Origin of the sequence: Nocardia sp. CWNU-33 (assembly GCF_046764895.1) — a bacterium.
Classification (GTDB): domain Bacteria; phylum Actinomycetota; class Actinomycetes; order Mycobacteriales; family Mycobacteriaceae; genus Nocardia.
This window is the reverse complement of sequence record NZ_JBKOQN010000026.1, coordinates 105,171-113,818: the sequence shown is the minus strand read 5'-3', so window position 1 is coordinate 113,818 and position 8,648 is coordinate 105,171. Positions and strand designations below refer to the sequence as shown.

Genomic DNA, 8,648 nt, shown 5'->3' with positions numbered 1-8,648 from the left:
GATCGTCTCCAACCGCAGCGTCGCCGGCTGGTCCCAAACCTTCACCGACGCTGGGCTCCGCGCCGCGATCATCGACCGACTTACCTTCGGCGGCAACATCATCGAGACCGGCACCCACAGCTATCGCGGGTCCCATGCCAAGGCAACCGAAACCACCGACAAACCCCGCTGACCTGCCCGAGGCCAGTTTAAAACTGTTCGGTCGAGTTTGATTTGCGTAGCCGCAAACCAGTCATGCTCCCTGTTCGTCTTGTTATTCCAGGCCAGGCAGGTCCGTCCTCGATCTTGTCAGCGACTGTGCCAATGCTGATACATTGCCCGATTTCAGCGCCACACCGGGCCGAACTACATCACCGGAGGTCTGCTGCAGATATTTTCGCTACAACACTTAGCTAGCGGCTTTGGCCTGCGTCTTTACCGTGGGGTCCTCATCGCCCCTGCGAGGGGGTCGCAACAGCAGACGATCGTGCTCTCGACCGCCTGCGCCAGTCCCGGCCTTACGACCATGAACCACAGTGGAAAGGATGGGCGGACCAGCGGCTACCCACACCCGATACGACCCTGTCCGCGCGCCGAAGGCGCGCGGACAGGGGTCGTATCCTTTCGGTGGATCGAGGCTCAGGGTGCCGTGATGGTGTTGGTGTCCAGGGTGACCGCACCGTTGAGGGCAAGGATGTCCCCGTTCGAGGTGGTGCCGCCTGTCACCGTGACCGAGGTGAAAGCAAGGATGTTTCCGGCGAAGTTGGTGTTGGTGCCCAGTGTGGCCGAGCTACCGACTTGCCAGAACACGTTGCTTGCGGTGGCGCCGTTGATGAGGCTGACCACACTGTTTGCCCCAGTGATCAGTGTCGTCCCGGCCTGGAAGATGAACACCGCATTCGGATTGCCTTGCCCGTCCAGGGTGACGGTGCCGTTGAGGCCGATCCCGGCAACTGCGTGGTACACCCCGGAGGTCAGGGTTTGTCCCGCGAGATCAGTGGTCACGAAAGCGGTGGGCGTCCGGCCCACCGCGTCGATGTAGGCAGCCTGCAAATCGGTGTGTGCCTGCGCCGCGACCAGGTCCCCGGCATGGATCGCTCCGCCGGTCACCGTTCCCGGGGGGAATCCGGTCACCGCGGTGCCCGGGCTGACACCCAGGTTACCGGTGATGGCCGTGGCTCCGGTGTTGGTGACTGTCGCGGCACCCAGCACCGCGAACGACGCGGCTGTCCCTAAATTGACCGGCGCCAGACCTGAAACGTAGGTGTAGGCGACACCGTTGCTGGTTCCGCCGGCGGTGGTGACAGTGACCGACACCGTCCCAGCTGAATGGGCTGGGGTGAGGGCGGTGATCTGCGTCGACGAGTTGACAACGAACAGGGTCGATGGGGTGGCGCCGAAATTTACTGCGGTGGCTCCGGTCAGGCCTGTCCCGGTGAGCACAACCACTGTCCCACCGCTTGGCGGCCCTGAGCTTGGAGTGATGCTGGTGAGGGTGGGCACCGCGATATAGGTATAGGCGACACCGTTGCTGGTTCCGCCGGTGGTGGTGACAGTGACCGACACCGTCCCAGCCGAATGGGCTGGGGTCACGGCCGTGATCTGCGTCGAGGAGTTGACCGTGAACGAGGTTGCCGGTGTCCCACCGAAACTCACTGCGGTGGCTCCGGTCAAGTTCGTCCCGGTGAGCACGACCGCCGTTCCGCCGGCCGCCGACCCCGAACCCGGACTGATGCTGGTCAAGGTAGGAGCAGGCACACCATAGGTGTAGGGCAGCGGGTTGCTCGTGCCGTCCAGCAGTACCTGTACGGTGACGTTCACCGTGCCGGTTCCCGGCGGGGCGATGGCCGTGAGCTGGGTATCGGAGTCGATGGTGAATGTCGTTGCCGTCGTGCCGAACCGGACAGCCAAGGGACCGACATTGCTGAATCCGGAGCCGGCGATGATTACAGAGTTGAAACCCGCTGGAGGGCCGAAAGAGGGTGTCAGCGAGGTGATAACAGGTGCCATTTTCTTACCTTCTATCTGTGAACGTGAAAAGGGTTCCCCCGCAGCAGCACAGGCCTGGCCGTTAGTTGCGCTGCCTATACCCAGTAACCCTCCAGTTGCGACACTTTGGCAATGTATCCCCGGTGCGGTCTTGTCTGTTTTTCGGGTTCGGCCGATAGCTATTGGGAAACTGGACACCAGGCGTGACCTTGTCGCACGGCTTTGAGAGGCGCCGCCATCCAGTTCGGGCGCCTGGACTTTGTTCGCGAAATCTGTTGCCGGTTGTTCGCGAATTCTGGTGTCGTTGTTCGCGAATTCTGGTGTCGTTGTCCGCGAATTCTGTTGCCGGTTGATAGCGGATTTGGGCATCGGTTGGGCTGGGTGGTTCCCGATCCCGGTCGCGAAAATTGACATCACCTGAGTTGGTGTGTCGGATTGACGTGTTGTGCTGTGAGGGGTCAGCGGTGGGTTGCTCGGGCGTGGGCGGGTCTGTAGGAGTCGGTGATGGCGGCGTCCGCGGCCGGACAGAGGCGCAGATCCTGTAATGACAAGGGAGAAGATGTCGATGCCTGACCTGGATTTGTATGTCCACTTCGCCACGCGTGGCGAAGTGTTGGGGGCCGGATTCGACACAAATCCTGCCGAGTGGGAAGCGAAGCTGGGCTGGACTGTCTCGACGACAGGGCACAGGACCTCATACGGCGGGACTACGGACTCGTGGAGCTTTCGTTCCAGGTGGACGAGGGTTCGGTATCAGCGTGCAGCGCGCACCGTCTGAGCGGGGGTGACGTGTCCACCGTGCCAGTGCCCCTGCGGAACGAGTACGGCGAGTTCACACCTCGGGTGAAGTTCGACGAATTAGCTGCCCTCATCACCAGTTTGGGCTATCGCATCGAACCGGACAACGACGCGACGACCACGGACATTCGCCGGTACCGGGTTCCCGAGTCCGGTGTGCGGGTCTTCGTTGTCGCCGACGCTCATCCTTGTGGATACGCCGACGTGGGTGCGGAGGGCTCTGCCGAGCACAGGGTGGGCGATGTGTGGTCCGTCGTCCTGTCCCCTGTTGGGTGGTCGGCGCGAGGTCTGAGCGAGGACCTGCCACCACAACGGTGTCGAAATTCGCGATCACAAAAATCCCACTCCACCAAGTGATGTCGAGATTCACGACCAACTGCTGCCCAGAGTCGCGATCAGAACCAGGTGCCGGCAAGAACCGTGTCATCTGGTACATGAAGCGCAACTGCCTGGTAACGGTGGTGGCGGGTGTAGTTCGCCGCGCGATGAGGGGGCTTGACAAGGATGAGCTGATCGATCAGTGGATGCTTGGCGGCGAGGAGTTGGGGCTGGTCGCGTCCAAGCGTGGTGCGGCCAAGCTCGGGTTCGGGTTGATGTTGCGGTTCTACACCGAGCGGGGTCCGCCGCGGTCGCCGACAGCCCGGTGTATCGAGCATCTCGCCGGACACCTCGACCGAGCCTGGCCGGGCGTCGGCCGTGGCACAAGTCTCTAAGTAGCCGAAGAGCGCGCTTGCGGTCCCGCGCATCTGGTCCGATACGGCAACGTGGCGGATCACGATGCGTTGCGCCACTATATGACCGAAGGCCTCAACGACGCCCTCGACCTACTCGAAAGCACTGCCCAGTCGCCGAGGAGGACCTGATGCTGCCCCGTGATCTACTCGATGAGCGTGTCGCTGGACGGTTTCAGCTCCGCGCCGAGGGTTATGGGGCTGGTCTCACCAGGCGCGACGACACCGTGGGTGTGGGTGATGAGCCCGGCATCCCCCGCCTCCGCGAGCGGGTGCGGTTCGCCGGTGAGCAGCGCGAGCGCACGCGCGACTTCCTCGATGCTGGCGCTGCTGTAGCGATCGGAGTGCCCGCCATAGGCTTTCGCGACCGCTTTGCCGAAGTTGCGTTCGACGAAACGCAGGGTGGTGTGGCGAATCCAGTGCGCGGAGATCCCTTGCACGCGCACTGGATGGACGTGTTGTCCGATACGCCTGAACATGCGGTCGTATCGATTCTTGTTGATCGGCGTGGTGTTTCGGTTTCGGAGTAACGGCTCGCCAGCCACTGCGCCACGCTCGGCGCCGTGGTGGAGCAGTTCGTTCATCAAGGTCGGTGACACCGGTTGCCAGCGGGTGGTGCCGCGCTTTTCGCGTAGGTGGACCAGGCATTGAGTGGGATCGAGGTCCTCGGGCCGCAACGACAGCGCGCCTATCACCCGGCACGCGGTTTCGATGTGGAGGCGGATGATCAGACTGTCGAGCTCGGGATCGTTGCCGGTCGTGTCCGCGGCCTCGATGATCCACCGCAGCAACTGATCCGGCAGCGCTCGGCGCGAGGAGGGCACCGCACCAGGCTTGGTCAGTCTCGTGGCCGGGTCGTCGTCGCGACGGATGTAGCCATCATCGACCGCCTGTCGATACAGAAACCGCAGAACTGCGACTGCATGCAACACCACCCCGCGCCCGCCCTTGTCGTTGCTGCGGATCTGCCGGTTGGTCCGGAAATGTTCGATCATCGTTTTGAACTCGGTGACCGTCGGCTCATCCAGACGCCGCTCGGCCCACCCGTAGTCGAGGATCTTCTGCCAGTAGGACCTGTAGATCCCCAGTGAACTGCTGCCAGGTGGCATCGAGGCCAGCACCACGGGGATGTACTCGCCGAAGGTCGGCACGCACCGGTGGGGGCGCTCGGCGCCGCCAGCAGATCCTCGGGCGTGAGGTTCAGCTGTGCCAGCAGCACTCGCGCCGCTTCGACGGTTCCTTCGCGTGTATTGAGGACGTGGTCTGTCATGACGGGCTCACCCCCACGACTGCGTCGATGCGGGGCAGGATCGCCTCGTCCACTGCCATGAGCGGAAAGACCACCAGGATTCCCAGGGTGTGACCGGCGGTGAGCAGCACCCAATCCCGCACGCTGCGGGCGGACTGGCGATCGTGAACGTGTTCGTCGCCGTGCTGTGGACCTGAGCCACAAGTCGAAACCGAGTCGCGAGAGTCCGATGCCGGCGTTGCCGAACGCGGGCATCGGACCAGTCGTCACGACTCGAACAGCGATTGCCCGAGGTATCCGCCCGGTGACCGCACCCCGGGTGGGATGACGAACACCGCCGACCCGATCGGTGTCGTCCATACATTGAGGGCGTCGAATTCGGCGAGACGCTGCTGCACCGGCAGATATTGGGTATCCACATCACGCTGGAACGCCGCGAACAGCAGTCCGGAGTTGGAGGTCTGACCGGGCGGCGGCGCGTCGTCGTAGTTGTAGCCGCGGCGCAGGAACCGCTCGCCGTCGTGGGCGTGATGGGCGCGGGCGATATGTGCGGACGGTGGGATGACCGGAATACCGTGTGCGTCGACGGCCGCGAAGTTCGGCTCGTCGAATTCCCTGCTCCCAGTCAGTGGCGCGCCATCGGACAGCTTGCGGCCGACGCTGAGTTCCCTGCCCTCCGGATCGATTTCGTCCCAGGTGTCGAGCTTCATCGCGATGCGGCGCAGCACCAGCGACGTACCGCCGGCCAGCCAGGGCTGCGCACTGCCGTCGTCCCAGACCAGCTGAGCGAAATCAGGTGTGCCCGGCGCGATATTGACGGTGCCGTCGACCTGCCCCATCAGATTGCGCGGGGTCTGCCCTGGCGCGGCGTTGCGGAAACCACGTTGCACCCAGCGCACCGAGACGAGTGATGCCACGTTCTTGCACAACACCCGTACCGCGTGCGACACAGCCGTCGCTTCGTCGGCGCAGACCTGCAGCAGGAGATCACCGTCGTTCCAGGCCGGTTCGAGACGATCGATGTCGAACGGCGGCAACGGATGCAGCCACGACGGCCTGCGCTGTTCCAGGCCGGCCACCGTGAACATCCCCGGACCCAGTCCCACGGTGACTGTGAGCCGGGCGGGCCGGTGTGCCAGTTCGGGTTCGGTGTCGGCCAGTGCGGGGCGGCCCTGGGTGAGCCGCGCGGCATCGTCGGTCCAGATCCGCAGGAGCCCGATGATGTCGTCGCGGTCGGTGCCGGGGCGCAGATCGAACCCCACGAAGGTCGCCTGCGCCGGTGGTGCGGTCTCGATGCCTGCCTGGTGTTCGCCGTAGAAGGGCTCTATCGCGGTCGGCGTCTGATCGGTGTCGCCGATCTGCCGATCGCCGAGCGCGACCGCGCCCCAACCGAGCCCGGCGGCGCCTGCCGCGGCGGCGGCCCCGCCGAACAGGTGTCGGCGAGAGACGCGTCCTGGGCGGGCGGACTCAGCCACCGTGCGCGGGGGTCTGCGGGGTGCCGCCACTCATGTGGTCGCCTTCTGGTGCGTAATTCTCCTGGTTGCCGGGGAAGTCGCGCACCCGGGCGGTGAAGGTGGTGGTCGTCCCGTCGTCGAAGGTGAGCGTGACCGGGGTTTCCGAGCCGGTGCGCAGCGCCGCCTTCAGCCCCATGAACATGATGTGGTCGCCGCCGGGGCGCAGCGCGACACTGCCGTGCGCCGGAATCACGAAGCCACCCCTTTTCGGCTGCATCTTCTTGGTTCCGTCCGCGGCCGCGACGACCTCGTGCAGCTCGACTCGTTCGGAGGCGGGGCTGGTGGCGGAGACGACTGTCACCGACGTGGTGCCGGAGTTGTTCAGATCGCCGAACGCGGCCGACATACCACTCTCGGCGGCCTTGATCCACTGATCCTCGACAGTGATCGAATCCGCTGCCTTGGTGGGTGCGGCGTCCTTGTCGTTGGATGAGCAGCCGACGAGCAGGAGTGGGACCGACGCGAGGGCGGCAGCCGTGCGCAATAGACGGGAGGCGCGGAGTGCGGATGGTCGAGTTGTTGTCAGCATGGGAGGCTCCGATCGGGAAGGGATGGGTTTTCCGCTGCAGGCAGGGCGCGATTGACGACACCGAAACGTTCGATCGACGCTGCGTCGGTCGGTTCGAGGCAGTCGTGCGCGACCCGATGCGACGCGAGACACGAGCCGGGCGAGGGTCGCCGACCGACTCCGGTCGATAAATGAGTGCCTGCATAGAGTGGGATCGTGCTGAAGCCCGTTGAGTGTGCTGTTGCACAGCGCGCTGGCGTGGTGCGGGCACATCCGCCATTGCTCGATGCGGGTGCGGTCCTGCACTCGGCCGCATGCGCGTATTCACTGTGGTTGGCAACGCATTACCGAGGTCGAGCGAATGTGCCGATGGCGCTGAATGCATGACCGCATCGACTGCCGGCGGGACGGGCTAGCGGGGCGCCGGAGGTCCCCGGGTGCCGATTCCTGAACTGAACAGCAACCGCTTCGGAGTCTGCGCAGCGCCGAACGACACAGCGAGGGCAGGGGGCCTGGGTGCGAGCGGTCCAGTGCCGAGCACGCCGACGGCGCGCACCGCACTCGATGCCGCACCGGTGATGGCGCGTTGCGCGCTGTGGATTAGGAGGCCGCCCACCGGGATGGTGATCAGGTGTGCCATCAGCATGGCCCCACCGGTATGCGTGCTGTGGTGATGGCCCGCCGACATCGATAAGGCGAGATGGCCGACAGTCTGGCCGATCGCGAGCATCGCCATGACTTCGACAACGCCGTGCCGGGTGCGCATCGAGGCAACCACAGCGCCGGTCAGCGTGCAGGCGGCGAGCAGGAGGGCAAGCGCGGATCGGCCGGGGGAGACCGTGCCGCCGGCGAGAGCGTGGGCGGCGATACTCACCGCACCGGATGCTGATCCGACGAAAGCACCGCGCAACCGCGCCGCTGCCTCCGTCGGTGTTCGCACCCTGGTCATACTACTGCCGGTCGTAGGACGCATACGCGCGGGATTGAGCGGTTGATCCGGTCTTGGCTCGATGTGCACCGACTGTCGCAGTGCGGCGACTGCCATCGACGCGCCCGTATAGACCGACGGCCGATCTCGAGCCGACACCGTCAGCTCGGTACCGGTAGCAAGGTAGGCCGTTTGGGCTCGATGTCCGTGCCCGACGAGCGTCCACGCAGGCGTCGCACAATCCACGGCAACAGATGATCGGCGACCCATCGCACCTCGCCTGCGACCGCCCCGGCGACGGTTCGACGGTTCGGCGGCAAGGGCTGGCGCCAGGTCTCGTCGGCGCCGGGAACGCCGAGCGTGGCGGCGACGGCACGCGCGACGAGGTCGTGGCCGAGTGGACTCAGATGCAATCGGTCCTCCGCCCATACTTTCGGGTGGGTGGTGGCCGCGACCGGCTCGAAGTCGATCAGCGTGACTCCGTGCTGTCGGGTCAGTCGGCGCATGTCGGCATTGAGTGCACGCACGCGCGCTGAGAGCGGTCGGGCGAACGGCGCAACAGCACCGATGTCAGGGAAAGTGAAGGTGACAACGCGAATGTCGAGTGCGGTCAGTGCGGCGAACATCGCGTCGAGGTGGCCCAACAGGGCGTCACGGTCGAAGCGCGGCCGGATGATGTCGTTCATTCCAGCGAGAACGGTCACGAGATCGGGTCGCAGCGCGATGGCGGCGGCGAGCTGCTCGGTGCGGATCTGTGCGGCGCGACGGCCGCGGATGGCCAGATTGGCATAGTGCAGGCCGGGGTCGGCCGCGCCGAGGCGTTCGGCGAACCGGTCGGCCCAGCCGCGGTGTCCGCCGGCGTCGTCGGGGTCGCCGATGCCTTCGGTCTGGCTGTCCCCGATGGCCACGTAGCGGGTGTAGTGCGGCCCGGGTGTCGTGTTCGGCTCCACGT

Annotated in this window: 9 protein-coding genes; 1 reads left to right on the top strand and 8 read right to left on the bottom strand. The window is 65.2% G+C overall.

Going from position 1 to position 8,648, the window contains the following annotated elements; genetic code table 11:
- Position 1 precedes the first annotated feature (1 nt).
- Positions 2–172: an ATP-binding protein gene (locus ACLMAL_RS28685; protein ID WP_412001943.1), complete on the top strand. Its 171-nt coding sequence runs from the start codon at positions 2–4 to the stop codon at positions 170–172.
- Between the two features lie 446 nt (positions 173–618).
- On the opposite strand, the gene ACLMAL_RS28680 is transcribed toward ACLMAL_RS28685, so the two are convergent.
- The 8 genes from ACLMAL_RS28680 to ACLMAL_RS28645 form a co-directional block, all read right to left on the bottom strand.
- Positions 619–1,989: an ice-binding family protein gene (locus tag ACLMAL_RS28680; protein ID WP_412001941.1), complete on the bottom strand. Its 1,371-nt coding sequence runs from the start codon at positions 1,987–1,989 to the stop codon at positions 619–621.
- A 1,172-nt stretch (positions 1,990–3,161) separates the two neighbouring features.
- Positions 3,162–3,557, bottom strand: coding sequence for a hypothetical protein (locus ACLMAL_RS28675; RefSeq protein ID WP_412001940.1), 396 nt, complete (start codon positions 3,555–3,557; stop codon positions 3,162–3,164).
- Between the two features lie 86 nt (positions 3,558–3,643).
- Complete coding sequence (locus ACLMAL_RS28670; protein WP_412001939.1) at positions 3,644–4,648, bottom strand: tyrosine-type recombinase/integrase; 1,005 nt, start codon at positions 4,646–4,648, stop codon at positions 3,644–3,646.
- Positions 4,649–4,763: 115 nt separating this feature from the next.
- Positions 4,764–4,889, bottom strand: a complete 126-nt coding sequence (locus ACLMAL_RS28665) for a hypothetical protein (RefSeq protein ID WP_412001938.1) — start codon at positions 4,887–4,889, stop codon at positions 4,764–4,766.
- Between the two features lie 123 nt (positions 4,890–5,012).
- A complete protein-coding gene (locus ACLMAL_RS28660; RefSeq protein ID WP_412001937.1) occupies positions 5,013–6,221 on the bottom strand; it encodes a Dyp-type peroxidase in 1,209 nt (402 codons plus the stop codon).
- A complete protein-coding gene (locus ACLMAL_RS28655) occupies positions 6,214–6,789 on the bottom strand; it encodes a copper chaperone PCu(A)C (RefSeq protein ID WP_412001936.1) in 576 nt (191 codons plus the stop codon). Before ACLMAL_RS28655 ends, ACLMAL_RS28660 begins: the two co-directional genes overlap by 8 nt.
- Positions 6,790–7,180: 391 nt before the next feature.
- Positions 7,181–7,717 (bottom strand): hypothetical protein, encoded by a 537-nt coding sequence (locus tag ACLMAL_RS28650; protein WP_412001935.1) that lies wholly within the window; start codon positions 7,715–7,717, stop codon positions 7,181–7,183.
- A 140-nt stretch (positions 7,718–7,857) separates the two neighbouring features.
- Positions 7,858–8,646 (bottom strand): SGNH/GDSL hydrolase family protein, encoded by a 789-nt coding sequence (locus tag ACLMAL_RS28645; RefSeq protein WP_412001934.1) that lies wholly within the window; start codon positions 8,644–8,646, stop codon positions 7,858–7,860.
- Positions 8,647–8,648: the final 2 nt, after the last annotated feature.

What these genes read in the sequence shown, in the direction of transcription:
- ACLMAL_RS28680 (WP_412001941.1), bottom strand. Translation starts at nt 1,989, where the DNA reads ATGGCACCTGTTATCACCTCGCTGACACCCTCTTTCGGCCCTCCAGCG.
- ACLMAL_RS28655 (WP_412001936.1), bottom strand. Translation starts at nt 6,789, where the DNA reads ATGCTGACAACAACTCGACCATCCGCACTCCGCGCCTCCCGTCTATTG.
- ACLMAL_RS28650 (WP_412001935.1), bottom strand. Translation starts at nt 7,717, where the DNA reads ATGACCAGGGTGCGAACACCGACGGAGGCAGCGGCGCGGTTGCGCGGT.